Annotated in this window: 23 protein-coding genes; 12 read left to right on the top strand and 11 right to left on the bottom strand. The window is 68.9% G+C overall.

The features are described 5' to 3' along the window. The first annotated feature begins 46 nt into the window (after nucleotides 1–46). The 5 genes from A176_RS37460 (at nucleotide 47) to A176_RS40975 (ending at nucleotide 3355) form a co-directional block, all read left to right on the top strand. Nucleotides 47–889, top strand: coding sequence for an LEA/WHy family protein (locus A176_RS37460; RefSeq protein ID WP_002638011.1), 843 nt, complete (start codon nucleotides 47–49; stop codon nucleotides 887–889). Between the two features lie 106 nt (nucleotides 890–995). Further along, the gene (gene panD / locus A176_RS37455; RefSeq protein WP_002638010.1) at nucleotides 996–1388 is read left to right on the top strand and encodes an aspartate 1-decarboxylase; all 393 of its coding nucleotides are present in this window, start codon (nucleotides 996–998) and stop codon (nucleotides 1386–1388) included. A 106-nt stretch (nucleotides 1389–1494) separates the two neighbouring features. Beyond that, nucleotides 1495–1935: a hypothetical protein gene (locus A176_RS37450; RefSeq protein ID WP_002638009.1), complete on the top strand. Its 441-nt coding sequence runs from the start codon at nucleotides 1495–1497 to the stop codon at nucleotides 1933–1935. Nucleotides 1936–1939: 4 nt separating this feature from the next. Further along, complete coding sequence (locus A176_RS37445) at nucleotides 1940–2572, top strand: hypothetical protein (protein WP_002638008.1); 633 nt, start codon at nucleotides 1940–1942, stop codon at nucleotides 2570–2572. A gap of 183 nt (nucleotides 2573–2755) precedes the next feature. Continuing rightward, nucleotides 2756–3355, top strand: coding sequence for a MarR family winged helix-turn-helix transcriptional regulator (locus A176_RS40975; protein ID WP_002638007.1), 600 nt, complete (start codon nucleotides 2756–2758; stop codon nucleotides 3353–3355). 187 nt (nucleotides 3356–3542) lie between these two features. Here the strand turns inward: A176_RS40975 and A176_RS37435 are convergent, their stop codons facing one another. Next, nucleotides 3543–5132 (bottom strand): carboxypeptidase regulatory-like domain-containing protein, encoded by a 1590-nt coding sequence (locus A176_RS37435; RefSeq protein WP_226994116.1) that lies wholly within the window; start codon nucleotides 5130–5132, stop codon nucleotides 3543–3545. Between the two features lie 134 nt (nucleotides 5133–5266). Continuing rightward, the gene (locus A176_RS37430) at nucleotides 5267–6130 is read right to left on the bottom strand and encodes an exonuclease/endonuclease/phosphatase family protein (protein ID WP_002638005.1); all 864 of its coding nucleotides are present in this window, start codon (nucleotides 6128–6130) and stop codon (nucleotides 5267–5269) included. Between the two features lie 569 nt (nucleotides 6131–6699). Between A176_RS37430 and A176_RS40470 the strand changes: the two genes are divergently transcribed. From A176_RS40470 to A176_RS37405, 5 genes are all read left to right on the top strand, one after another. Beyond that, entirely contained in the window at nucleotides 6700–7086 is a 387-nt protein-coding gene (locus A176_RS40470) for a hypothetical protein (RefSeq protein WP_002638004.1), read from the top strand. Nucleotides 7087–7129: 43 nt separating this feature from the next. After that, nucleotides 7130–7726: a hypothetical protein gene (locus A176_RS37420; RefSeq protein ID WP_002638003.1), complete on the top strand. Its 597-nt coding sequence runs from the start codon at nucleotides 7130–7132 to the stop codon at nucleotides 7724–7726. Nucleotides 7727–7866: 140 nt separating this feature from the next. Continuing rightward, entirely contained in the window at nucleotides 7867–8511 is a 645-nt protein-coding gene (locus tag A176_RS37415) for a hypothetical protein (RefSeq protein ID WP_021781182.1), read from the top strand. Nucleotides 8512–8625: 114 nt separating this feature from the next. Then, nucleotides 8626–9327 carry a hypothetical protein gene (locus A176_RS37410; RefSeq protein WP_002638001.1) on the top strand — a complete coding sequence of 234 codons (702 nt, stop codon included), beginning with the start codon at nucleotides 8626–8628 and terminating at the stop codon, nucleotides 9325–9327. A 113-nt stretch (nucleotides 9328–9440) separates the two neighbouring features. Next, the gene (locus A176_RS37405; protein WP_002638000.1) at nucleotides 9441–10421 is read left to right on the top strand and encodes an Ig-like domain-containing domain; all 981 of its coding nucleotides are present in this window, start codon (nucleotides 9441–9443) and stop codon (nucleotides 10419–10421) included. A gap of 1 nt (nucleotide 10422) precedes the next feature. Here the strand turns inward: A176_RS37405 and A176_RS37400 are convergent, their stop codons facing one another. The 3 genes from A176_RS37400 to A176_RS37390 form a co-directional block, all read right to left on the bottom strand. Next, nucleotides 10423–11742 (bottom strand): MFS transporter, encoded by a 1320-nt coding sequence (locus A176_RS37400; RefSeq protein ID WP_002637999.1) that lies wholly within the window; start codon nucleotides 11740–11742, stop codon nucleotides 10423–10425. Between the two features lie 43 nt (nucleotides 11743–11785). After that, the gene (locus A176_RS37395; RefSeq protein ID WP_002637998.1) at nucleotides 11786–12373 is read right to left on the bottom strand and encodes a Crp/Fnr family transcriptional regulator; all 588 of its coding nucleotides are present in this window, start codon (nucleotides 12371–12373) and stop codon (nucleotides 11786–11788) included. Nucleotides 12374–12434: 61 nt separating this feature from the next. Then, entirely contained in the window at nucleotides 12435–14252 is a 1818-nt protein-coding gene (locus tag A176_RS37390; RefSeq protein WP_158513123.1) for a YCF48-related protein, read from the bottom strand. Nucleotides 14253–14552: 300 nt separating this feature from the next. Between A176_RS37390 and A176_RS37385 the strand changes: the two genes are divergently transcribed. Beyond that, on the top strand, nucleotides 14553–15800 hold the full coding sequence (locus tag A176_RS37385; RefSeq protein WP_002637996.1) for a sterol desaturase family protein: 1248 nt from the start codon (nucleotides 14553–14555) through the stop codon (nucleotides 15798–15800). Nucleotides 15801–15815: 15 nt separating this feature from the next. Here the strand turns inward: A176_RS37385 and A176_RS37380 are convergent, their stop codons facing one another. Next, nucleotides 15816–16640 (bottom strand): hypothetical protein, encoded by an 825-nt coding sequence (locus tag A176_RS37380; RefSeq protein ID WP_002637995.1) that lies wholly within the window; start codon nucleotides 16638–16640, stop codon nucleotides 15816–15818. Continuing rightward, nucleotides 16637–19384: a TonB family protein gene (locus A176_RS37375; protein ID WP_044889879.1), complete on the bottom strand. Its 2748-nt coding sequence runs from the start codon at nucleotides 19382–19384 to the stop codon at nucleotides 16637–16639. The genes A176_RS37380 and A176_RS37375 overlap by 4 nt, the downstream gene beginning before the upstream one ends. Before the next feature lie 117 nt (nucleotides 19385–19501). On the opposite strand from A176_RS37375, the gene A176_RS37370 reads away from it, so the two are divergent. Further along, a complete protein-coding gene (locus A176_RS37370) occupies nucleotides 19502–20389 on the top strand; it encodes a hypothetical protein (protein WP_044889880.1) in 888 nt (295 codons plus the stop codon). 7 nt (nucleotides 20390–20396) lie between these two features. Here A176_RS37370 and A176_RS37365 read toward each other — a convergent pair whose 3' ends face one another. The 4 genes from A176_RS37365 to A176_RS37350 all read right to left on the bottom strand — a co-directional run bounded on the left by A176_RS37365 (nucleotide 20397) and on the right by A176_RS37350 (nucleotide 23913). Then, nucleotides 20397–21632 carry a hybrid sensor histidine kinase/response regulator gene (locus tag A176_RS37365; RefSeq protein ID WP_002637992.1) on the bottom strand — a complete coding sequence of 412 codons (1236 nt, stop codon included), beginning with the start codon at nucleotides 21630–21632 and terminating at the stop codon, nucleotides 20397–20399. Nucleotides 21633–21822: 190 nt separating this feature from the next. Further along, nucleotides 21823–22200, bottom strand: coding sequence for a thioredoxin (gene trxA, locus A176_RS37360; RefSeq protein ID WP_002637991.1), 378 nt, complete (start codon nucleotides 22198–22200; stop codon nucleotides 21823–21825). A gap of 14 nt (nucleotides 22201–22214) precedes the next feature. Next, a complete protein-coding gene (locus A176_RS37355) occupies nucleotides 22215–22538 on the bottom strand; it encodes an FKBP-type peptidyl-prolyl cis-trans isomerase (protein ID WP_002637990.1) in 324 nt (107 codons plus the stop codon). A 142-nt stretch (nucleotides 22539–22680) separates the two neighbouring features. Further along, complete coding sequence (locus tag A176_RS37350; RefSeq protein ID WP_226994115.1) at nucleotides 22681–23913, bottom strand: hypothetical protein; 1233 nt, start codon at nucleotides 23911–23913, stop codon at nucleotides 22681–22683. Between the last annotated feature and the right edge of the window lie 159 nt (nucleotides 23914–24072).

The following is a 24072-nucleotide window of genomic DNA, read 5'->3' as shown; positions in this document are numbered from 1 at the left end:
GCCCCATTGAATCCCGCGCGGAAAAGGGACGTCCGGTGATACGCCCATGTTCATCATGAAACGCGCCTTCCTCGTCCTGGCCGTCCTTGGACTCACCACCCTCAGTGGCTGTGCCGCCATCCAGAACTTGCTGAAGGGGGCTTTCAAGAAGCCCACCCTCTCCTTCAAGACGGCGCGGCTCGCGGACGCCTCGCTGTCCGACGCCACCATCAACCTCGTGTACGAGCTGAACAACCCCAACGGCTTCGGGCTCAACCTGGCCGACGTGGACTACGCCTTCTTCGTCGAGGGCAAGCAGGTGGTGGCCGGCAAGCCGCGCTCGGGGCTGGCGCTCAAGGCCAACGGCAAGAGCGAGCTCGTCTTCCCCGCCAACGTGAAGTTCGCGGACATCGTCCCGGTGCTGGAGACGTTCCTCAAGAAGGACACGGCGGCCTTCAGGGCCCAGGGCTCGCTGGGCGTGAAGACGCCCGTGGGCGTGCTCAGCTTCCCGCTGGCGAAGGAAGGTACGTTCGAGGTCCCCAAGGTTCCGCAGGTGTCCTTCCAGGCCCCGCGCATCAAGGACATCACGCTGACCGGCGCCACCGTGGAGTTCCCGCTGTCCATCACCAACCGCAACAGCTTCGCGCTGCCCGTCTCCGGCATCACCGGCGCGCTGAAGGTCGCGGGCGCGGATGTGGGCACGCTGTCCACCGGCAACCTGGGCAAGCTGGACGGCAGCGGGACGAAGCAGGTCACCCTGCCGCTCACCATCAACTTCGCCCGCGCGGCCAACGCCGCCCTGGCCCTGCGCTCAGGCGGAAACGCGCAGGTCCGCTTGGACGGTAAGCTGACCTCGGAATCCCAGAGCGTTCCCCTCAGTCTCAATCAACTCGTCAATTTCGTTAAGTGACGGCTGCCTGCACTGCGGGCAGGGGGGACCGAACACAGGGTTGTCCCAGGGCGCCTCAGACGTTACGGTGGGGCGTCCTTGCCGCTTTTCCAAGGTCCAGACACACATGCGCCGCATCCTCTTCAAGTCGAAAATCCACCGCGCGACCGTCACCCAGGCTGACCTGGATTACGAAGGGTCCGTCACCATCGACCGCGATCTGCTTCGCGCCGCCGACATCGTGGAGAACGAAAAGGTCGCGGTCTGGAACATCACCCAGGGCACGCGCCTGGAGACCTACGCGCTGGAAGGTGAGGCCGGCAGCGGCGTCATCTGCATCAACGGCGCGGCGGCGCACCTGAACAAGCCGGGCGACCTGGTCATCCTGGCCACCTTCGCGGAAGTGGAGGAGGCCGAGGTGCCGACCTGGAAGCCCAAGGTCGTGTTTGTGGACAAGGACAACCGAGTCGTCCCTGGCATCACCGCGGAGATTCCGGGTCCGCAGCGCCGGTCCGCCTGAGGTCCAAAGCAGCCGCCACGCGGCTGCTTTGCCCCATCGAACGCCTTTTGCGATGCTCGCCCCTTCCTTAAGGCATGGGGCCGTGAGCTCCGGAGGAGTCGATACGATGAGGCAGTCGTGGCTGGGCGCGTGCGCGCTCTCGCTGGTGCTTTCGGGGTGTACGGGCACGGGCGCATTTCGTCCGGATCCGAACAACGATGACCCCCTCTACGGCGTGATTCCCGTGGTGAAGGCGCCGTTGAAGAACCGGTGCGAGGAGCAGGTGTCCTCCGTGCGCTCGTCGTGTGACGAGGCCCTGTACCTGGGCACCGAGTACACCCGGCGGCTCTCCGTGGGCGACGAGGTCTGCCTGGAGGGTGGCTACGGCGAGGAGCCCGGCGCGGCGTGCAAGGCGCGGGCGGCCATCATCGACACGTCGCCCAACCAGGTGAAGCTGGAGGTGCGCGGGCCGCGGCCGGACTCGCGCTGGTTCAACGTGGAGATGCGGCACGCCTGGTACGAAGAAGGCGCGCTGGTGGACCTGTACCTGTCCGAGCGGGGTTATTAGGGGCATGGGTATCTACGACAGCGTGGCCGAGCGGCTGGCCTTCATGAAGAAGATGACTCCGGCGGAGCTGAAGAAGCTCGGCTCGGCGCGGCTGTCGGACATCGTGTTGCAGGAGGTGGCGCGCTCGCGCGTGCGCATCACCACGCTGGAGAAGCGCTATCCGCAGGCGTCGCCGCGCGAGCTGTCCCAGCGCATCGTCGACGAGAAGAAGAACCTGGCCAGCATGGTGGGCGGCGTCAGCGGCGTGTTCGGGCTGGTGGCGCTGCCGGCGGACATGCTCTTCATGGCGTACCTGCAAATCATCCTGCTCACGGACGTGGCCACCCTCTACAAGGTGAACCTCAAGACGGAGCGGGCGCGCGGGGAGATGCTGGACTTGTTCGGCTACGCCAACGGCCTGGGCCCCCTGCCCCGCGCGGGTCCCAAGGTGTTGGGGAAGCTGGCCGCCATGCTGCTGGAGAAGGGCGGCATGCACACGCTGGGTCGGGCCATGCCGCTGGTGGCCGCGCCTGTCACCGCGTACTTCAACAACCAGCACATCCAGATGGTCGGTGAGCAGGCCGTGCGCTTCTACGAGGGCTTCGACAAGGCCCACGCGAAGGCGCGGGCCCAGCGCAAGAAGGCCAGCGGCGCCTGAGGGCCGCCCGCGGCCCGAGGTGATCCACCCTCCCTCGCGTTTTCGCACGCGGGGTCCGATATGCCTTTCGTACCGAGGCGTTTCTGGACCCAAGCGGGGCGATTGCCCCCTCTGACGACGGGCTGTCGGGAGTTCCCTCGGGCCGGAGGGCCCCCCGTCGCTCGCGACACGGAGGCTACGAGAATGTCCGATTTCTCGGTGGAAGTTCGCGTGCAGGTGGCACGGCTGAAGAATCTCCTCATCGATGTTGCGCGCTGCGGTGCATTGAACAGCCCCCTGGGCTCGCTGCCGCACTCCCAACTGGACCCCATGGAGGTCCAGGCCGTCTGGTGGTTGAAGGCCGAGAGTCTGCTGCCCGTGAACATCCTCGCCGAGCGGCTCGGTGGCATCGCGCCGCCTCGGCTCAGCCGGCTGCTGGACCGGCTGGAGGATGCGCAGCTCGTTCAGCGCGAGCGCTCCGTGCGACATGACCGGCGGCGCGTGCGCGTGCGCCTCACCGAGAAGGGCCGCGCGCTGGCGGAACAGGCGGACTCGGTCGTGCAGGAGCGCATGGCCCGGCTCCTGATGCCGCTGGAGGGTGAGCAGCGCAGCGCGCTGATGGACCTGCTGGAGGGCTGGGTCGAAGCGTTGGGGGGCAAGCGCCCGGAGGAAGCCGCCACGGCCGAAACGGCGGGGGACGCGGAAGCCTCGGAGGCTTCCGAGGTCGTGCCCGCGACGACGCACTCCGCGCGTCCCAGGCCCGCTCGCGCCCCACTGGCGACGCTCGCCGCCAGCGCGGCTTGAGCCGACTCCTCGCGGTACGTGTGCGGACACGGCGGGTGTGACGTGTGCCGTCCCTACGCACCGTGGGTTGAGAACGCGGGCTGTGTCACGCCCGCGCCCGCGCGAGAAGAGTGGGGTTCGTCGGCGGTGAAGCCCTTGCGTCTCCGCCCAATCCCGCTGCGGACTGGGGCTTCGCACACCGTGCCAGCTAGAGCCGCACGTGAACCACGCCCAAGCGTTGGCAAGCCTCCGCGGCCTCGCCGGCCCAGGGTGAGTGACCGGCCGCCTCGACTTCGAGGTGCAGCGCCTCACTCCGAACCCGCCCCAGCCGCCATCGACCTTCCGCGTCCGTGAGTCCGCGCACGGGAGGAAGGGAGCTCACCTCACTCCCTGCCATGACGCGCGCGCCGTACACCGGGACACCTGCGGCCGTGACGAGCACCTCGCAGGTGGGCCCCGCCGCCTCCACTTGAACGGAAACCGCATGCTCCGCGCCGTCCACCCCCACCTCCGCGACGGTGCTGACGTGGTGCTCGTGGGCGGAGAGCGCCACCAGCACGCGATACCGCCCAGGCTCCAGAAGCGATACCGCCACGCCGCCCTCCTCATGCAGGAAGGCATCCGCGCCGTGCGTCCGCCACACGTCGCCATCGCTCCAGCGCTGGAGCACGAACACCGGATAGGGCCTTCTCGCCCGCGCATCCAACTGACCGCGCAGAAAGCCATCCATGCGAAGCACCAACCAGCGATAGGCCGCCACGCGCCACGTCACGTGGGCCTCGGCCACGCCCGGTTCGGGCACGAAGTCGAAGGTTTGCCGCGCTGCCGCCACGGGCCGTCCGGATTCCGGCGAAGGCACCTCGGCGACGAATCGCGACGCCGTCCACGACGGCAATCCCGGTGAGGTGAAGCGTCCATCCGACGCGAGCGCCAGCGCCTGGCCCCCCGGCCCTAGCAACGTCACGCCCTCGGGCGGCGTGGCGGCACCCTCCAACACGAGCCGTCCCCGCAGCGTCACCGTCCCGCCCACTCCCTCCGGAAACAACCGTTCCACGTCGAGCACCACCGACTCCACACGGCCCTCGCGCAGCGGCACCTCCACCGGCCCGCCCTCCTGGCCCGACGCGCTCCGCAGCCACAGCCGCACCTGCGGGTCCGCGGGCAACGGCAGCAGCGCCAGCGGCGAATCCATGGACAGTGGCAACGGCGCACCCTCCGAGAGCGCCGAGGCGACCTGTGGCGCGGCCTGTCGCACCACGGGCAGCATCGCGCTCGCGCGCTCGGCATCACGCGGGTCCAGGGAAGCAGCGCGCTCCACGCGGACGAAGAAGGGGCCCTGCTCGGACCGCGCTCCCGACAACCTCACGCGCACGCCCGTTGGATGACGCGCCTGCAACACGCCGCCATCCAGCACGCCCGTGGTGAGCGGCTTCTCCGGCACCACGTCCCCCCACCAGAACGTCCCGTCCGGCGCCCACGCCATCACCTGATACCGAGGCGCCACCGGCACGGGCACCGGCCCCAGCATCCCGCCTGTCGTGGTGGGCGTCACCTCCGCGGGCAGCCACTCCTCCACGTTGGCCAGGTCCTCCAGCCGCTCGGGCCCCGCGCCTTCCGAGCCCTCGCGCCTCGACACCTCCCAGAGCTGCCGGTCCGCCTCGGAGATGAAGGCCGCGCCCACGCGGGCCTCCCCTTCGAAGGGTCGGCCCCCCTCCAACACCACGCGGAGCCTCAACCCCTCCGGCGGCATGGGCGCGGAAGGCGGAGGCTCCACTCGCGCGAAAGCGGAGCCATCCACGGGAGCCGCAGGCACAGCCTGAGCCACGGGCGCGGCGGCGGGCACGGGCCGACGCCACCACGCCACGAGCCCGGCCAGCAGAAACCCCAACGCGACGGCGGCCCACCACTTTCGCGCGCGCTGTGCCGAGGACCTCAATCCGTGTCGCTGGTGGAGTAGAGGGTCAGGTAGATGGGCGCGTGGTCCGACAGCCGGGTGACGAAGTCGCGCGTGTTCGCGATGTAGTCACGCCCCGCCGCCGAGAACTCCGTCACGTACGCCGGCTGCATCCAGAAGTGGTCGTACGCATTCGCGAAGCCACCCGACAGGTTGATGGTCGTGGCGACATCCAGCCGGCACGCCACCGTCGGCGACAGCGACACCAGGTTGGACCACGACGCCGCCGTGCAGGCCATGTTGTGGTCCCCCAGCAGGATGACGTCCTGGTCGGTGCTGCTGGCGTCCTGCACCGACTTGAACACCGTGCCGATGTTCCTCACCTCCGCGTCGCGGTCCGACAGGTTGCCCCAGACGGTGTGCCAGTTGATGAACGTGTAGTCCGCGCCCGTGCGCGTGTGCCGCACCCGGACGACCTGCGGCTCACGCTCGAACTTGTCGCCCGTGTCCGCGTACACGGAGGACGACAGCAGCGCCACCGTGTCCTCCCGGTACAGCACCGCGTAGATCTCCTTGTACGACGAGCGCCCGATGAGCGGCGTCTGCGCATAGCTCCACTTCACGCCGGAGACGGCGTTGAGCTCCGCCACGATGGCCGGCACCACGCTGGCGTTCATCACCTCCTGCAAGAACACCAGGTCACAGCCGTTGTTCGAGTTGGCGTTGGCGCCGTACTGCCGCCAGATCTGCTCGGCGTCCTCGCGATACGTCTGCTCCGCGGTCCACCCCTCGTGACGCAGATTCCAGCTCACCACGCGCAGATACGAGCCCGCCTGGGCCCACGTGGGAACAGCCAGGACGACCAACACCACCACGCGCAACAAGAAGGACGGCAATCCCATCGGGTGACCTCGGCGTGAGAGGGCGGCCCTGTCGCGTGGCCGCACGCGCGAACGCAGCGCGCGCAAGGGTCCTAGTGGAGGACCTCCGTGATGGGCAACCAACTTTCTTGAAACGCAAGAAATCCCGGGTCTCCAACGACCTACGGGGCGAAGGGGTTCGCCTTCCGCCCACACCAGCGTCGCTGAAGCCTACTAACGCAACTTGGTTGCATTTGAATCACGATGTCTGATTATTGCGGGCGTCCCTGGAATGGGGACCTGGCGGGGACGGCGGAGCCCTGCCCGGCCGCCAAGGAGGGCGCGTCATCGTGAGCCGACTTGTCTGGAACATGGGATTCGCGGGACTGGCGCTGGCCTGCGCCACGGCCCTCTGGCTTCGCCAGCCGGTGGAGCTCCCGGCGCATGACGCGACCACGCGCCCCATCGAGGCCCCTGAGCCCCTGGCGGTTCACGCCAGACCGGAATCTCGGCCCGCTCCGTCAGCCCGCCCGCGTCCCCGAGCGCCGCCGAGTCCCCTTCCCATCGAGCCGCCACGCGGACGCGGTCTTCAGGGCCGACGCACGCCTCTCGTGTCGCGGCTCCCACTGGTGACGGCCCTGCGCGCGCAGCACCCCGATGCCGACGCACGGCGCGAAGCCGTCCTGGCCGAGCTGATGGCCACGGGCGAGAGCCAGGAGCCCTGGACGGAACACGCCCGGGACGCGCTGGCGCGGTGGCATGCCCAGGTGGAGTCCAACGTGTTGCCCGTCAAGGCCGAGCCAGCGCGCTGCTTCGCGGCGGGCTGCGTCGCGCGCGTCACCTTCCCGGACGCCGAGTCCTTCCAGGAGTCCTTCCGCCGCACCGCCGACCTGCAGCTCGGCGAGGCCAGCGCGCACATGCAGCTTCCACCCGAGCGCCGGGCCTCGGGCGAGGTCGTGGCCACGTGGCTCGTCCTGCGTCCGGCCGCCGCGCCCTGAGCACACCCCTGTCAACCCGCAGCACCCCTCCAAGGAGCACCCCATGATGCTGAAGTTCGCCGTCAAGCAGTCCCTGCTCGCCACCGGCGTGGCCCTCTTGCTCGCCGGCTGCGGCGCCACCGTCGAGGAGGCGTCCCCCGACACGGCCGCGATGGAGAGCAGCGAGGACGCCCTGCTCAACCTCCTGCCCGCCTGCGAGGAGCCCGAGGAGTTGGAGCACGTGGTCGAGCACGCGTGCCTCCACGCCGAATACGGCCCCTTCGAGCCCGTCACCGCGGCTGCCCTCGGCGCGCCCGTCCTGGTGGACGTCAGCCAGGCCCACACCGCGTACCAAGTGACGCTCCCGAAGCGCTCGCAGTTCAACTACGCGGGCCGCGTCTCGTTCCTCCCGGACGAGTCGGGTGAGTTCGCCTTCATGCTGTCGCGTCACCGCGGCCTGCGCATCTTCGAGGCCGCCACGGGCATCGAGGTGGCACAGGAGTGCCGCTACAACATCGCCACCAACGTCTGCTCCAGCCTGAAGACGGCCCTCATCGCGGACCTCGAGGCCGACACCGAGTACCACCTGGAGTTCCGCTCCGTCCTCCCCAGCAACGCCGCCTTCACCCTCATCATCGAGGAGGCGGGCCACCACCACTGACAGGCGGACACGGCACGTCGTGCCCACACATCAGGCCCACGCCGGGAAGCGAGTACGCCCGGCGTGGGTCTTCCTGCATGAATCGAACACCAAATGCACTTCAGTTGCATTTGAATCCAAAGGGCATATAGGAAGCACCCATGCGCCCGCCCCTCCGAGTTCTCTTGTTGGCTGTCTGTGCCGCGATGCTCACCGCGTGCGACGGTGAAGACGCCGCGCCCATCGATGACCCGTCTCCACAGGAAGACCCCTGCGAGCCCCATGGACACATCCACCGGGAACCCACGGGTGACTGGTGCCACTGCCACCGAGGCTATGTCGCCGCAGAGGATGGGCTGGCCTGTGTGCCGGACCCGGACCACACCCCCGGCCAGGGCTTCGACTTCGGGGACAACGGCGAACACGCCTGCTGGCACGTGACGAACGGCCCCTTCGTCACGGTGACCGCCTCCACGTCCCGCGACCCGCGCGTGGATGACTTCCACACCTACTACACGGTGCAGCTCCGCCCCGAGGGCGACCAGTACGTGGGCACGTTCAGCTACAAGGCCTTCGCCAGCGGGAACTTCGTCGTCTACCTGAGCCACCCGGAGGTCCCCGTCACCCTCATCGAGACGGCCCTCCAATCCACCGTGGAGCAGGCCGGCGCCCAGGCCACGAGCGGCCACTGCGACAGCTTGAAGCACATGGTCGGTTACGAACTGACGGACCGCGTCCAGTACACCGTCCGGCTCGGCCCCACGTCCCTGGCCGAACTCAACATGGTCATCGAGCACCTCCCGTAGTGACGCCGAAGGTTCCGACCTTGCCAGTTATTGCAACTAAGTTACACATGCGTCATGAGTGATGACTGCCGGCGCTTGCGGCTTTCAGCCCGGCTCACGAAAGGAAGCCTCACCATGAAGCGGACGAAGCGGACTCTCTGCGGTGCGTTGCTCGGCCTGTCGCTGGCCGCCTGCGGGCCTGCGGACGAAGCGGGCCAGGACGTCACCTCGGAGCGGGAGCAGCCCCTGGAAGCCACCTGCACCAGCGTGGCGAACACGGACATGACGGTCCACGCGTGCCTCCACGCGTCCAATCCCGGGGACAACGTGAACGTGAATGGCGCCAGCGGCGCGCCGAACATCAGCACCCAGCACCGGCACTACACCGTCGCGCTGTCGGGCGGCGGGACGGGCAAGGTGACGTACATCCCCATCGCGCGCACCTCCACCACCTCCACGGTGGAGTCCGTCGCGTTCTACGCCACACAGAACGTCACCATCACCGCGGTGGACACGAGCGTCACGCCGAACGTCACGCTGACCGCGCTGGTCAGCACCCACGGCATCACCTCTGACACTTGCACGCTGCGCCACGCGCGGGTGTTCGACCTGCAGGTCGGCCACACCTACGAGCTGAACATCAGCTCGCCCACCAGCTCGGTCGGCGTGGTCCCCGAGTACCTCTACGACAACCGGGGCCGCTACTACCGGGACGCGGACGGAGACGGCTACGGCGCCAACACCCCGCTGTACCGCTTCGCGTGTGAGCCGCCCGCTGGCTACGTCACCCAGCGCTTCGACTGCGACGACACCAACCCCGCCATCTTCAACTGCTAGCCCCTCACCCTCCGGGTGAGTCGGGCGCCGCGACAGCCCCTCCACCGGGGTGCCCTGCTCGTGACAGGGGGCACCCCGGTTCCTCTTCGCCCTGTCTTCCCCGAGGTCCCTCCATGCGAACCGCCGCCACCGCCACCGTGCTCGCCACCTGCGCCCTGCTGACGCTGGCCGGCTGTGACAACGACGACCCCGTGCCCCCGGCTCCGGACGCCGGTACCCGTCCCGACGCGGGCACCGGACAGGACGCCGGCACGCAATCCGACGCGGGCACCGAGCCTGACGCGGGCTCCGTCCAAGGTCCCATCGTCACGGGCTCCACGCCCGCCGAGGGCGAGCAGAATGTCGTACCGGTGGAGCTGTTCGTGGCCGGCACGACCTCGGCGGCGCGCAAGCGCGTCACCCTCACCTTCGACACGCCCATGGACGCCTCGGCGTCGCAGGTCACCCGCATCGACCAGACGACACCCGCCAACGCGCCTCGCGTGCTTTCGGGCACCTGGAGCGAGGATGCGCTGACGCTGACGGTGGACATCCCCCGCCCTGAGTCGGACCTGCCGCCGCTCGAGGAAGAGTCCCGGTACACGCTGGACCTCGCGGGCCTGCGCAGCGGCGAGGGTCAGCCGGTGGACACCTCGCACGCCGGGCTCGGTGATGGACGACTGGACTTCACCACCGGCCGACGGGATGCCGCCATGGAGCACGCCTGCGCCCACGCGCTGCTGGAGCGCCCGCGCCCCGTCACCGCGAGCGCCTCCCCCACCGTCTACCCGGCCACGGACGCGCCTCATGCGTTCTACGCGCTGACGCTGCCCTCCAGCGGCGCGTCCTTCGTGGGCTACACCGAAGTCGTCTCGGGTGACGGGCGGGACGAGCCCGTGGTCCTGTATCTCGACCACGCCGTGCCCGTCGCCGTGCATGACATGACGGAAGGCGAGGTCGCCGTCGCCTCCGCGCTGGAGCCCGCCCGCTCCGTCTGCGTCCCCGCCATCACCCACACGCTGAAGTTCACCGCGCCAGGAGGTGACCGCTTCCTCCGGCTCACCTTCGGCCCCACGGAGCGGGAGACGTTCCACTTCGTGTTCGAACGCTACTGAGTCAGGGCTCTGCGGCGGGGTGCAGCGCGGCCTCGCGCCCCGCCCGCGACAGGTGCAGCGCGATGCCCACGCCCATGACACACACCGCCGCCACGTAGTGCGCGGGCGCCAGCGGCGAGGCCTTCATCATCAACGTGACGGCCAGCGGGGTGAGCCCTCCGAAGAGGGCATAGGCCATGTTGTACGAGAAGGAGAGTCCGGAGAATCGCACCGGCGCGGGAAAGGCTCGGACAATCGCGGTGGGCACCACGCCCACCACGCCGACGCACAACCCCGCCAGCGCGGACAGCGGCACCAGCGCCCCCGGAGACGCCGCCGTGCCCACGTAGAGCGCGTATGCGGCCGCCAGCAGCAACACGCAGCCCAGGCCCAGGGCGTGCCCCACCCCCACGCGGTCCGCGAACATGCCGTACGCGACGCAGCCGAACGTCAGGCTCAGCGTGGCCACGCTGCTGGCCACCAGCGCGTGCGTGGCGGTGACCTGATGCAGGCTCTGCATCAACGTGGGCGTCATCAGGATGACCACCACGATGCCCGCGGTGAGCACCCACGTGAGCAACATGGACATCACCACGGTGCCACCATGGCCGCGCAGCACGGCCTTGAGCGGCAGCTCCTTCACCAGCGCCTTGCGGCGGCGCAGCTCCTCGAAGACAGGCGTCTCCGCCAGCCAGCGGCGGAGGAACACGGCCAGGAAGCCGAACACACCGCCGATGAGGAAGGGCAGCCGCCAGCCGAAGCCCCGGACCTGCTCGGGCGTCATCAGCGAATTGACGGCCGTGGCCACCAGCGAGCCCAGCAGGATGCCGAACGTGAGGCCCGCGGTGAGGGTTCCACAGGCCAGCCCCACCCGACGCGCGGGGACGTGCTCGGAGACGAACACCCAGGCGCCCGGGACTTCGCCGCCCACCGCCGCGCCCTGTACGGCGCGCAGCAGGAGCAGCGCCAGCGCCGCGGCGTAGCCCGCCGATTCATAGGTGGGGAGCACGCCAATCAGAAGCGTGGGCACCGACATCATGAACACGCTCAAGGTGAACATGCGCTTGCGGCCCGCGCGGTCCCCGAAGTGGGCCATCACGATGCCGCCCAGCGGGCGCGCCAGATAACCCGCGGCGAACAGGCCAAACGCCTGCAACTGCCGCAGCCACTCTGGCGTGTCGGGTGGGAAGAAGAGCTCGCCGATGACCTTGGTGAAGAAGACGAAGATGATGAAGTCGTAGAACTCCAGCGCGCCACCCAGCGCCGCCAACGCGAGCGTGCGGGCGTCATCACGGGTCAGGGGCCGGTGCGGGAGGTCCTGCGAGGAAGGGAGGGAGGACATGGCGTGCCGGGGTTCGATGAAACCACGGACCGGACCGCCGCGCTCACTCCGCCCGCTTGCGGCGGCGTGACACGATGCGGCTCAACGCCACCTCGGTGATGCCCAGGTAGGCGGCCACGTCGCGCTGCGGCACACGCCCGTGCAGGTGGGCGTGCTCCGCCCAGAAGCGCTCCAGGCGCTCCTCGGCGGTCAGGTCGAGGAACTCCTGCTCCCGGCGCTCCTTCAAGATGTAGTGCTGCTCCGCCACCCGCCGGGCGAGCCGGGACCAACAGGCGTGGCCCGCCTCCAGCGCCTCCAGGTCGCGGGCGTGGAACACCAGCACGCGGCTGGGCTCCAGCGCCTCGATGGTCGTCATCGAGGGCCGCCGCTGGAGCATCTCCGCGTAGGCGCCCACGAGTTGACTCTCCGCGCGGAAGGCCTTGATGGACTCTTCCCCCCGCGCAGACACGCGCACCGCGCGGAAGACGCCCTGGAGCACCCACCCGAAGCGGTCCGCCGGGTCTCCCGGCCGGAGGAAGAGGGCGCGCTTCTCCAGCGCCTGTTCCCTCGCCAGGGCTTCCGCCTTCACCCACTCCTCTTCGGGCAGTGGGGAGAACGCGGCGATGTGCTCGAAGAGCTTCGGGTATTTCAAGCGGCGGCGCCTCGGGGATGACCGCTTCTAGCAAAGGTCAGGGCTGCGCCGCCGCAGGACATCACTCAGCGTAAGCACCTTCCAACACGAGGCGCGCGAACTTGTACACGCCCACTCCGCGTTCGTAGTCCTCGAAGGTCGTCGCGCCCGGCTTGGTCGCGCCACCGACGAGGGGCTTCCGGGTTGGCGGTCCACACCTATCTGGCTTGAACTCGACTTTGCGACGCCAGGAAGCCTCCGGCAAGCAGGACCACTCGATGACGGTCTTGTACGGCTGGTGGTGATAGCAGCCGGGCGGCGTCTCCTGCCGTGTGGTGGCATTCACCAGTGCCCGGAGGATTTTCAGTCCCTCGTCACGAGGCAGCTTCCGCGATTGGACCTGGAAGCGATGTTCGAAGCCGTTGGAACTCCCGGCGAGCACCACGCGTTCCTTCGAAAGGTTCAGGTCCAATTGAGTCTCCGATTCGAAACCAGAGCAGCCGTAGCTCTTGTACCGCACCTTCACAATGGCTTCGGGTGCCGTGAGAACGCAGTGCAACGGTGACTCCAATCCCTCGGGAGCGTCGCCCATCGCAACTGCGAAGTCATAGGCATCCAGCCACGCGGTGCTCCGCGTCCAGGTGCGGCCAAGGTCCATGGAGACGAACAGTCTCTCCGTCTGCATCTGCCCGAAAAGCCTTCCGTCCTTCGAGATGGCCACGTTGCGCAGAGGCTTTTCTGGGACGCGGCCCACGAAGAACCAACTGTGGCCTTGATCAAAGGACACCATGACCTGGTCCTCTTTCCAACCGACCCACGCGTTCGACTGGCTCGGAGTCAAGCCATCGAGCGGAGCAGAAACGCCCGTGCCTGCGGTCGTGAGAGGGGAAGTCCTCACACGTCGGCCGGAGACATAGATACTCAGGAGGTTGCCGCGGACCCGCACTGCGGTTTCATCCCCCATCACCGTTGCATCACGACTGTTGTCATTCCATGGATCTGGCATCCGAGTCATCACCGGCACCTCGTCGTCCGAGGCGCCCACGGTGATGACGCGCCGCCCGCCCTCCAGCGTCGTGACTCGCAAGCCCGCATCCGTCTCTCCGGAGATGAAAGGCCGGAGGCGCCACGTCTTCCCTCCATCGGACGTCTGACAGCGACCCGCCGAACCCAGGACCCACGCCACCTCGGGTGTCAGCAGGGTCACCGCGCTCAGTGACGTGAAAGACCCACAGCTCGCCTCCGCCCCCTGGGGCGACTGACCGGGAGTTTCCAAGCGGCGCCACGTGGCTCCCCCATCCTGCGTCGCCCACAAGGAACCCTTCATCCCCACGGCCCAGCCGTGCTCCGGGTCCAGAAAGGACATGTCCATGCAGCGGTCATCAGCGTTGAAGGGAGTCCCCCTCAAATCGGTCCAGGTCACTCCGAAGTCGTCGCTGCGGTAGATGTTTCCCGACGAGCCACAAATCCACGTACGCCCACCCGACTGCTCCAGATCATAAACCCTGAAAGAGTCCGCTGGACTCACGCTGTCCCAGGTGCGGCCACCATCAGCAGTTCGGAGCATATCCTGGCTGTTGGCCCCCGCGATGAGGCCGACTTCGGGCGTGTACCAGACGAAAAAGTCAGGGCGATACGTCATGGCCCCCGACGCCTCCGCATCCTCGTTCCAGGAGCGGCCGGCATCCGAACTCCGGAACACTTGGATGTGATTGGTGTAGGGCCACGTCTTGGAGCTTGGCCACAGGGTCGCCAAGGCCCACCAGTCCGCGTCCGTGCGGCGGCTGACAAGCACCAGCTCATGTGTCCCCACTTCGCGGACCCCAAGGTCCACGGAGGGCAGGGGCGAATCCTCCGCGACTCCAGGAAGTGCGAACAGCACTTCCGCGAGCATCACCATCAACGCGCCACGCCGCATGATGAACCCCTGCGCCCAAGCAAAGAGCCCCGTCCGCATGGCGGGCCTGCCGGAAGTCGCGAGACCATGTGACACGGGCCCTGAGAGAACAGCCTCACGGTTCCATCATGGTTCCAGCATGTCCGCCGTGCGTCCCGAGGGATGAGCGGCCCACCCAAGCTCCAGGGAGCCCCGATCAGGACGGGCAGGCGCAGGGCAGGCGAGCCCTTCAGCCCCTGCTTTCATCCGGTGCGCTTAACCCAGGTTAAGGCGGCCCTTGCCAGGGCGACCTACACCGTTGGCATGAGCATCAACGTCTATGCCATCGCCACGCCCTTCGTCATCGTCCTGGCGTTGGGGGAATTCGCCTACTGCGTCATCCGGCGCAACGGGTACTACGCGTTCCAGGACTCCATCGCGAGCATGGGGACCGCGGTGCTCAACCAGTGCGTCAACGTGGCCGTGGCGCTGCTGGTGCTCCCGCTGTTCATCCAACTGGGCCAGTTCGCGCCCTGGCGGCTCGACGTGTCGTCGCCGCTGGCGCTGGTGGGCCTGTTCCTGGGTGTGGACTTCCTCTTCTATTGGTTCCACCGCTTCGGCCACCGCACCAACATCGGCTGGGCGGCGCACTCCCCGCACCACTCCACCGAGGAGCTCAACTACGCGGTGGCCCTGCGCGCCAGCGTGACGCAGCGCCTCTTCTCGTTCCTCTTCTACTGGCCCCTGGTGCTGGTGGGCTTCCCGCCCGAGGCCGTGCTCGCCATGGTGGCCTTCCACCTGGTGCTCCAGTTCATCCCGCACACGCGCGTCATTCCCAAGATGCCCCGCTGGATTGAGTCCTGGCTCAACACGCCCTCGCACCACCGCGTCCACCACGCTCGCAACGACCTCTACATCGACAAGAACTACGCGGGCTTCCTCATCATCTGGGACAAGCTGTTCGGCACCTTCGAGGAGGAGAAGGAGGCCTGCTCCTACGGCCTCACCTCGCCGCCCAACACCTGGGACCCGACGGTCATCAACTTCCAGGCGTGGGGGAAGCTCATCGGTGACGCGGTGGCCACGAAGAGCCACTGGGACCGCCTGCGCATCTGGGTGATGCCCACCGGCTGGCGGCCCGCGGACCTCCCGCCCCGCGCATCCCTGGGATGGAAGAAGGACGGCGTGGAGCTGAAGTTCCAGTCCACCGAGATGCCCGGCGTCCGCGGCTACCTCGTGTTCCAGTTGCTCGCGGCCATGCCCCTCATGTTGCTGGTGAGCCACCACGCCTCGCCGCTGTCCGGCTGGCAGAAGCTGGTGCTCAGCCTCCTGTTCTGGGCCATGGCCACGGCGTGGAGCGGCATGCTGGAGGGTCGCCGCTGGAGCCTGCCGCTGGAGCTCTCACGCGTGCTCGCCACGGGCGCGATGGTGACGTGGAGCTTGGTGCAGTCCGGCTCGCCGCAGAGCTGGAGCGGACTCAGCGTGGCATGGACACTGGGGTCGCTGGTCTGGCTGGCGGTGGTGCGCGCCACGGGCCAGAGCGCGACGCCCGTGCCGCAAGGGTCGCGCTGAACGCACGGCGTCCGCTCAGGCGGACTCCCACGTTCCGGCGAAGGCGGTGAAGCGGCGCACGTTGAGCGTCAGCGCTCGGTACACCTGCGTGTCCGCCGTCAGCTCCACGGTGCCGCCTTCTGGAGGCACCGTCACGCGGTCGAAGTGCGCGCCCTCGAACCAGCGGTGCGGCTGCACCTCCACGACGAAGCGCCCGCCCTCGTCGAGTTCCACCGCGATGGGCACGAAGTCCACGCGTTGCAGCTCCACAGGAGGCGGGAAGTCCAGGGCGATGCGGAATGGGACCTGCGCGGCCTCGCGGGTCGCCGTGCCCTCCAGCACCATTGAGCGCCCCTGCATCACCGCGCCCTCCGCTCCCAATGCCTGTGATGGCGGCTGGAGCAGCAGCGAGAAGGAGCGCGCCAGTCCCGCGATGCCAGGCGAGCGGCCCAGCTCGCGCACCTCGCCCGCGTCCTCCAAAAGGTCGAACACCACTTCACGGTCCCACTCCCCCAGCACGGTGCCGCCGGAGAAGAAGTGCCCGTCGTGCGCGTGCGCGGTGGGGAGCAGCCATGAACCCAACCGCTTCAACGCGGTGGGCTCCAGCGGCGAGGCGTTCTCGAAGATGTAGATGGGCCCCAACACCATCCGCGCCGAGGACAGGCGGACGCGCCAACCCGTGTCGGTGGTGAACTCGCTGGGCGACGCTTCTCCCGGCGCCCTCGCGGTCCGCAGGCCCATACGGAAGGTGACGCTGCGCCCTCCGGTGCCCGAGAGGCCACACGCGGAGGCGCCCCCTACCAGCGCGGCGCCCAGCATCCACGTGAAGGCGCGGCGGGTGGTGTGCATCGGTGACGTCATGGCGAGTCCTCCAGAAGGTCCAGGTGCAGGGTGAGCGTGCCCATGAAGGTGCGCGGCGCTCCCGCGGTGAAGTGACGGGTGGCCATCAGCGACGGCGGCGCGTCCGGCCCCCGGAAGTTGGAGACGAAGTTGAACTCCGATTCGCGCCAGCGCGTGTCGAGCAGGTTCTCCACCGACAGCCCCACCTCCACCGCCTTCCACCGGGCGCGCGCGCCCACGTCGAAAAGGAAGATGGGGGCGCTGTAGCGGTCCAGCGGCAAGGGGCGAGGGCCGATGGCGCTGTGCCCCAGGGCCACGTTCCAGTCCAAACGCTGCCCCACCACGGTGGCGGCGCCGCGCAGCGAGGCATCCACCCGGCCCAGGAGCTGCGGGATGTACGGCATCACCGCGCCGTCCCACAGCTTCCACGCCGAGGCGCCCGGCGTCGGCAGCGTCGCGTGCGCCCAGGCCAGCGAGCCCTGGATGTCCAGCCGCTCCGCCCACGTGCCGCGCGCGCTGACGAAGGCTCCCAGCCGCTGCGAAGCGCCGATGGGCTGGTTGCGGCCCACCGTCTCGTCGAAGACGAAGTCCTGCGACACCCGCGTGGCGAAGAAGGCACCCCGCGCCTCCAGCGCCAGGGGACCGTCCAGCCGCCAGCTCAGGCCCGTCTCACCCGACGTCACCCGCGCGTAGGGCGCCAGCTCCGCGTCGGACAGCGCGGCGGCGTCGCTGGAGCGCGCGCCCAGACCCGCGCTGGTGAGCCACGTGAGCCGGGGCGTCAGCCGGACTTCAGCGGAGGCGCGCGGACTGGCGAAGAAGCCGTAGGCCTCCACGGACTCGTCGGTGAGACGCGGACCGTCGCGGTCCACGGCGGGCCGGTTGTGGTCGTCCACGCCAAAGAGGAAGGTGTCCAGCCGCACGCCGCCGCGCAGCGTGAGCCACGACAGCGGGGCGACGCGCATCGACGCGTAGGCCCCCAGGTTGGTGGTGCGGACCTGGTTGTCGTAGACGGTGGCGTAGGGCACGCCGCCACGAGCCCTCAGCCGACGCGACCGCGTGCGCACGTCGTCGTAACGCGCGACGTAGCCCAGCTCCAAAGGTTGCGGCTGGCCCAACAGCGTGAGTCCCGGGGTGTACCGACCGCGCAGCCCCACGGTGGAGCCCCGGTAGTACCCCTCCGTGTTGTCACCCCGCTGGCGCTCTCCGTCCGGCGGCGTATCCAGGAGGAAGCCCGTGAAGTTGTCGCGGATGCGCGTCTGCCGCAGCACCACGTAGCCCTGTTGGACGAAGCGGCCTCCGTTCTTCAGCCGCGACTGGAGCTCGGCGGAGAGGATGTGGCGCTGCCCCGCGCCGCCCTGGTTCGGGTCGTACGAGCAGAAGAACTGCGAGTCCGCGTCCGGAGCACACGGCATCCGGGAGTCCACCACGTCCGTCTCCCGCACCACGCCCGGTGAGGAGAAGCGCGAGCCGTAGCTGGTTCCGAACAGGCGCAGCCGCGACGCGTCGGTGACTCGCAGCTCCGTCTGCGCCATGACCGTCGCGTTGGAGTAGGCGCGATTGGGACCGAAGCCGTGCCCCTGGCGAAGCAGCACGCCCACGAAGGTGGACTCGCTGGACTCCGGAGGGCCCCAGAGCAGCGACAGCCGGCGCGCGGCGAAGCTCCCGGTGGACAAGGACGCAGTGAGGCCCCGCCGAGCGAGGCCAAGCTGGTACTCGACGGTGCCCGCCACGCCGAAGTCGCCCTGGGACGGGTCGTAGGGACCTTCGGTGACGCGCAGCGACTCCACCAACTCCGGGATGATGAAGTACGTGTCCGCGTAGCCGTGCCCGTGCGAGTGGGACACTTCGTTGAGCGGCACGCCGTTGAGGCGCAGCTCCACGTCCTTGCCCTCGCCCGCGTCGAAGCCGCGGATGTAGATGCTCTCCGCGTGGCCCTCTCCTCCATGGTTGGCCAGCATGACGCCAGGGGCCAGCAACATCAGGTCCGACGCCGAACGGCGTGGCACATCCGCGAGCTGCCCCACCGGAATGTGGAAGTCGCCCACCGCCACGGGCGGCGGGGCATGCGAGGCGCCGCGCACCGTGGTGGAGAAGGACGGCGGCTGGGGCGCCACGGGTGCATCGCTCGCTGGCGGCGTGCCTTCCCCCACCTGTTCCTGACTGTCCGGCGAAGGCGCGCCAACGGCCGCAGCGTGCCCGGTAGCAGAGGGCAAGGAGCCCTCCACTGGCCGTGCTGCACCCGGCACAGGGGGACGCTCCTCTGACTCCAAATCTCCACCCGAGGATGACGCAGTGCCATGACGGTGCTCCTGGCGCCCATCACCAGGGTCCTGTCCCGCCCGTGCGTTCGTCTCCCCCGCCGCGCCGGCTGTGCCTCCATGCGAATGCCCGGGCTCGCCCTGTGCCACGGTCTCCAGATGATGGCCGTGGACCGGTGGAACGAAGGTGACGGGCACGTCCACGCGCACATCGATGGCCTCGTCCCCCCGCCGGGCGGGCTGGAACCTCCAACGAAGCGCCGCGCTCATCGCGGCCCGGTCGAACGCAGTGCCCGCGGATTGCCGGACCTCCACCTGGGACACCTCGCCCGTCCGGTCGATGGTGATTCGCAACAAGACGGTGGCAGGCACCTCTGGCGGAGGCACGTCCGCGGGCAGGACCGGCCCGGGCGCCTCCAGCGGCACAGGTGGAGTCACAGGCAATTCGCCCGTGGCGCTCAGCACACAGAGCACCAGAGTCGGAATCCACACGGGTGATGACCTCACTGGGTTCCGGAGCGTCCCGCGGAGATACGGGATTCATGCATCCGGGTTGCATCCACACCCCAGATACACCACACCTCGAATTGACTCGCAACCAAGTTGCAATTAACTACCTATTGCATGAATACGCGGCAGCGGCAGACCCTGAAGTGGTGGTGCGTGGCCCTGGCGGCCTGGAGCCTGGCGGGCACGGCGTGCGACAACGTCGCCGCGGGTGACGTGCAGGTGACCATGAGTGGAGGAGATGGCACCCAGCGTGGACTGCCAGACACCCTCTTCCAGGATGGCTGGTCCGTGCAGTTCACCCGCTACCTGGTGTCCCTGGGGGACGTCACCCTCACCTCCGCGTCCGGCGAGGTCCGCTCGAGCGACCGTCATGTGCTGGTGGACATCCAGAAGGGCGACATCCCGCTGGTGGACCTGAACGGCGTCCCCGCGGGCCGCTGGGACGTCGGCTTCCGGGTGAGCCCTCCCGAGGCGCGCACCGAGCTGGCGGATGGACAGGTGAGCGCGGAGGACCTCGCGATGATGCGCGAGCGAGGCTTCAGCTACTTCGTGGAGGGCCACGCGACGAAGCAGAACGAGCCCGTCCTGCGCTTCCGCATGGGCTTCCCCGTCAACGCGCTCATGAACAACTGCATCAATGGCGCGGACGGCACCCAGGGCATCGTCGTGCCGGAAGGCTCGGTGGCGCGCCCGGAGGTCACCATCCACGCCGAGCACATGTTCTACGACCGGCTGGGGACGCACCGGGGCGTGCAGCTCCGCTTCGAGGCCATCGCGGCCACCGCGGGCGCGGACAACGTCATCACCCCGGAGGGCCTGTCGACGCAGCAGCTCACCGACCTGCGCGACCGTGACGGCAACGAGCTGCGCGACGCCCAGGGACAGCCCGTCATCTACCAACCGGGCGCGTTCGACGTGCGCACGCTCCAGGCGTTCATCGCCCAGAGCGTCGTTGACCAGGCGCACCTCAACGGCGGCGGGGTCTGCACCGTCGTGAAGTGACGGAGCCTCAAGCGGGCATCGGCGACGGGGCCGCGCTGGCCTCTTCCGGACGACTGCCGCGCGAGCGGGCATCCGCGCAGCGCGGCAGGCAGATGCGGAAGGTGGTGCCCTCGGATTCCGACGAGCGCACGCTCAAGCGCCCCCGGTGCGCCTCGACCACCGCCCGGGCGATGTAGAGCCCCAGCCCCAAGCTCGCCTTCGCCTGCTCGCGCGTGGCCTCGCCCCGCCGGAAGGCGTCGAAGAGGTGCGGCAACAGCTCCTGGGGAATGGGCGCGCCCGCGTTGTGGACCTCCACGAAGACGGCGTCCGGCTTCTCCCAGGTGGACAGGCGGACGGCGGACGACTCCGGGCTGTACTTCAAGGCGTTGTCCAACAGGTTGGCCAGCACCTGCGCCATGCGCTCCAGGTCCCAGACGCCGTGCAGGCTGTCGCGCGAGAAGTCGCATTGGATGACGCGGCCCGGCCGGGCCACGTGCAGCTCGTCCGCCACCTCGCGGCAGAGTTCGTTGAGGTCGCCAGCCCGTGGCACGACGGGGATGCCGCCGCCCAGCCGCGAGCGCGTGAAGTCCGTCAGCAGGTCCACGATTTGCTGGATGCGCTCCCCGCCGCGCGCCACGCGCTCGAACGCCTTCTGCTGCTCCGGGGCGAGTTCGGCATGGGCGAGCTGGGATTTCGCCGTGGCCAGGACGACGGACAAGGGCGTGCGGATGTCATGGCCGACGATGCCCATGAGCTGCTGCTCCAGCTCCGAGGCTCGCTGGGAAGCCTCCTCGGCCTGTCGTCGCTCCGCGAGCTCCACCGCTTGCCGCTTCACCATCTCGCCGCGCCGGGACAGGTCCACGAACACCTGCACCTTGGTGCGCAGGATGTCCGGATCCACGGGCTTGAGCAGGTAGTCCACCGCCCCATGCTCATACCCGCGCGTGACGAAGGCCGCCTCCCGGCTGAGCGCGGTGATGAAGAGGATGGGCAGGTGGCGCGTCCGCTCGCGTGCCCGGATGAGGTTCGCCGTCTCCAGGCCATCCAGCCCTGGCATCTGCACGTCCATCAGGATGCAGGCGAACTCGCCGCGCAGCAGCTCACGCAGCGCCTCCTCGCCCGAGCGCGCCAGCACCAGCTCCTGGCCCAGCGGCTCCAGGATGGCCTCCAGGGACAGCAGATTGGCGGGCGTGTCGTCCACGAGGAGGATGCGCGCGCGCGGCAGGTCCCCGTTCGAGGTCTCTCGAGAAGAAGAATGCAGCATCGAATCCAGACGTGAGGGGTGGAAGGGAGCGGCCCCGCAGGCAGACCCGTCCGGCCTGACCGATGCGCGCCACTTCCGATCAACACACCCCGCCGCCATCCCGTTCCGGCGTCCGCCGCCCGGGCCACGACACCCAGGAAGCGGCCGGCAGCGGACGTGCCGCCGGCCCCCTCCCTTGGTTCTTGAAGCCTCAGGCCTGCGGAGTCTCGGTCCGCCGGGCGGCGACTTCCTTCTTCACCTGCTCCATGTCCAGCGCCTTCACCTGGCTGAGCAGGTCCTCCAGCGCGGCGGCCGGCAACGCGCCGGGCTGCTCGAACAGGAGAATCCCATCCCGGAACACCATCAACGTGGGAATGGAGCGAATCTCGAACGCGCCCGACAGCTCCTGCTGGGCGTCCGTATCAATCTTCCCGAAGACGACGTCCGGGTGCTTGGTCGAGGTCTGTTCGAAGATGGGTGCGAAGGCACGGCACGGGCCGCACCACGACGCCCACCAGTCCAGGATGACAATGCCCTCCTTGGACACCGTCTCCTTGAAGTTGTCCTTGGTGATTTCCACCGCCGCCATGCAGGGCCTCGCTTTTAACGAACGTCCAGGAGTTCCACCTCGAACAGCAGGGTGGAGTTGGGAGGAATAACGGGGGGGAAGCCCCGCGCGCCATAACCCATCTCAGGCGGGATGGTGAGCTTGCGCACGCCACCCACCTTCATGCCGGCCACGCCCTTGTCCCACCCCTCGATGACCTGCCCGGCGCCCAGCCGGAAGGTGAAGCCCTGGCCCCGGTCGCGGCTGCTGTCGAACTTGGAGCCGCTGGTCAGCGTCCCCACGTAGTGCACGGTGACCGACTTGCCGGACGTCGCCTCGGCGCCGGTGCCAACCTTCACGTCTTCCACATTCAAGGCCATCCAACACTCCTCTGACCGCGTGAAGAGCGACACCTTAGCGCGCCCGCAACGCTCGCGCCGCTCTTGAAAGCACGGAGGCGCGGGCCCGTTTGCTACCGGGCACCGCGCCTCCGCTTCAAGCCTCAAGGGGCTTTTCTCTGTCTCAGAAGGTACCGCCGATGCTCACGGTGCCCTGGTAGCTGCCGCCTCCCTCGAAGTCACCGCCGCCGCGCTCGATGCCCGGGGCGAAGTCCTTGTCGAAGAGGAAGTTGTAGTTGGCGCGCGCGTCCACCACGAAGTGGCCCACGTGACCTCGCAGACCCACGCCCGCGGGCACGTTGCCCACGGTGTCATCGCGGTACCCCAGGGCCTCGCCGCCCCGGAAGTTGTAGTTGTTGATGCCGATGCCGCCCAGCAGGTACGGCTGCCACGCGGTGGGCGTGATGCCCAGCGTCAAGACGGCCTGGCCACCGTTACGCACGAGGTCCGGGCCGCTCGTGCCCGTCTCCTCGTTTCGGATGTTGTTCAGCGCGCCGGTGTAGCCCAGCTCGAGCCCCAGCACCTTGGAGGGCCGGATGGCCGCGCGCACACCCGCGGTGGCACCCGGGCTGATCTGCGGAGCCAGCGCGCCGGTGTAACCCTCCACACCACCGCCCAGCATCACGGAGAGGCCTTTGATCTTGTTGTGCTCCTCCTTCTTCACCTCCGTGCGCCCGGCGCGCTCGGCCGAGGGCTGGAAGTCAGAGGGAGGCGGCGTCGTGGCCAGGCCGCTGCCACCCACGGCGTCCGGCGCGTAGGTGGACTCCGGCTCCGGGTACACCGGCGCCGAGGGCTGGCCACTGCCCCCCGTGCCCAGCGGCGGCGCCGGCGGCACCACGAGCTGCTCGCTGTCATGCGTGCCCTGGGGCGCCGCGGGAGGCGGCGTCGCCGGAGGAGGAGGCGTCGCGGCGGGAGGCGGCGTCATCGACTCCTGCCCGCTGCCACCCGTGCCCTGCTGCCCCACGGGCTCGCAGCGCACGGGCACGTTCATGTAGATGTCGCCCTGGGCCTTCGAGCCCTGCTGGCCGCTGCCGCCCATGCCCGAGTCGTCCAGGCCCTGGTCGCCGCTGCCGCCCATGCCCGAGTCGTCCAGGCCCTGGTCGCCGCTGCCGCCCATGCCGTCCTGAGACGAGTTGCCCGACCCGTCGGGAACCGGCTGCGTCTCCAGGATGATGACGTCATCCTCCTGGAGCGTGCCGTCCCCGCTCATGTCGTTCTGCTGCGCCTGCGCCACCATCGTGCCCTGCTGGTTTTGGCTGGCGCTGGCCTGCGGTGGTGGGCAGTCGCCGTCATTGGCAACAGCAACCCCTCCGTACATGAGCGCCGCCACGGCGCCCGCCAGAATCTTCGCTTTCATCCATGCCTCCATCGTCGAGTGGCAGACATGAAGGTTGTTTCCCACCCGACGTCCGGCAAGGCGCGACACCGGCACTCACCCTTCAGGGTAATTGCCTGGGAAGCGGCCCGCCGGGCGTGGAGGACTGCCCACACCTTTGCGGTATGGGCAGCGGACGGC

This window comes from Myxococcus hansupus (assembly GCF_000280925.3).
GTDB classification, from domain to species: Bacteria; Myxococcota; Myxococcia; order Myxococcales; family Myxococcaceae; genus Myxococcus; species Myxococcus hansupus.
The sequence above is the reverse complement of the archived record's forward strand: the minus strand, read 5'-3'. Positions and strand labels throughout refer to the sequence as shown.

Excerpts from the sequence above, each read along its gene's own strand:
- A176_RS37460 (WP_002638011.1), top strand. The coding sequence starts at position 47 with ATGTTCATCATGAAACGCGCCTTCCTCGTCCTGGCCGTCCTTGGACTC.
- panD (WP_002638010.1), top strand. The coding sequence starts at position 996 with ATGCGCCGCATCCTCTTCAAGTCGAAAATCCACCGCGCGACCGTCACC.
- A176_RS37450 (WP_002638009.1), top strand. The coding sequence starts at position 1,495 with ATGAGGCAGTCGTGGCTGGGCGCGTGCGCGCTCTCGCTGGTGCTTTCG.
- A176_RS37445 (WP_002638008.1), top strand. The coding sequence starts at position 1,940 with ATGGGTATCTACGACAGCGTGGCCGAGCGGCTGGCCTTCATGAAGAAG.
- A176_RS40975 (WP_002638007.1), top strand. The coding sequence starts at position 2,756 with ATGTCCGATTTCTCGGTGGAAGTTCGCGTGCAGGTGGCACGGCTGAAG.
- A176_RS37430 (WP_002638005.1), bottom strand. The coding sequence starts at position 6,130 with ATGGGATTGCCGTCCTTCTTGTTGCGCGTGGTGGTGTTGGTCGTCCTG.
- A176_RS37420 (WP_002638003.1), top strand. The coding sequence starts at position 7,130 with ATGATGCTGAAGTTCGCCGTCAAGCAGTCCCTGCTCGCCACCGGCGTG.
- A176_RS37415 (WP_021781182.1), top strand. The coding sequence starts at position 7,867 with ATGCGCCCGCCCCTCCGAGTTCTCTTGTTGGCTGTCTGTGCCGCGATG.
- A176_RS37410 (WP_002638001.1), top strand. The coding sequence starts at position 8,626 with ATGAAGCGGACGAAGCGGACTCTCTGCGGTGCGTTGCTCGGCCTGTCG.
- A176_RS37405 (WP_002638000.1), top strand. The coding sequence starts at position 9,441 with ATGCGAACCGCCGCCACCGCCACCGTGCTCGCCACCTGCGCCCTGCTG.
- A176_RS37400 (WP_002637999.1), bottom strand. The coding sequence starts at position 11,742 with ATGTCCTCCCTCCCTTCCTCGCAGGACCTCCCGCACCGGCCCCTGACC.
- A176_RS37390 (WP_158513123.1), bottom strand. The coding sequence starts at position 14,252 with ATGGTGATGCTCGCGGAAGTGCTGTTCGCACTTCCTGGAGTCGCGGAG.
- A176_RS37385 (WP_002637996.1), top strand. The coding sequence starts at position 14,553 with ATGAGCATCAACGTCTATGCCATCGCCACGCCCTTCGTCATCGTCCTG.
- A176_RS37380 (WP_002637995.1), bottom strand. The coding sequence starts at position 16,640 with ATGACGTCACCGATGCACACCACCCGCCGCGCCTTCACGTGGATGCTG.
- A176_RS37370 (WP_044889880.1), top strand. The coding sequence starts at position 19,502 with ATGAATACGCGGCAGCGGCAGACCCTGAAGTGGTGGTGCGTGGCCCTG.
- A176_RS37365 (WP_002637992.1), bottom strand. The coding sequence starts at position 21,632 with ATGCTGCATTCTTCTTCTCGAGAGACCTCGAACGGGGACCTGCCGCGC.
- trxA (WP_002637991.1), bottom strand. The coding sequence starts at position 22,200 with ATGGCGGCGGTGGAAATCACCAAGGACAACTTCAAGGAGACGGTGTCC.
- A176_RS37355 (WP_002637990.1), bottom strand. The coding sequence starts at position 22,538 with ATGGCCTTGAATGTGGAAGACGTGAAGGTTGGCACCGGCGCCGAGGCG.
- A176_RS37350 (WP_226994115.1), bottom strand. The coding sequence starts at position 23,913 with ATGAAAGCGAAGATTCTGGCGGGCGCCGTGGCGGCGCTCATGTACGGA.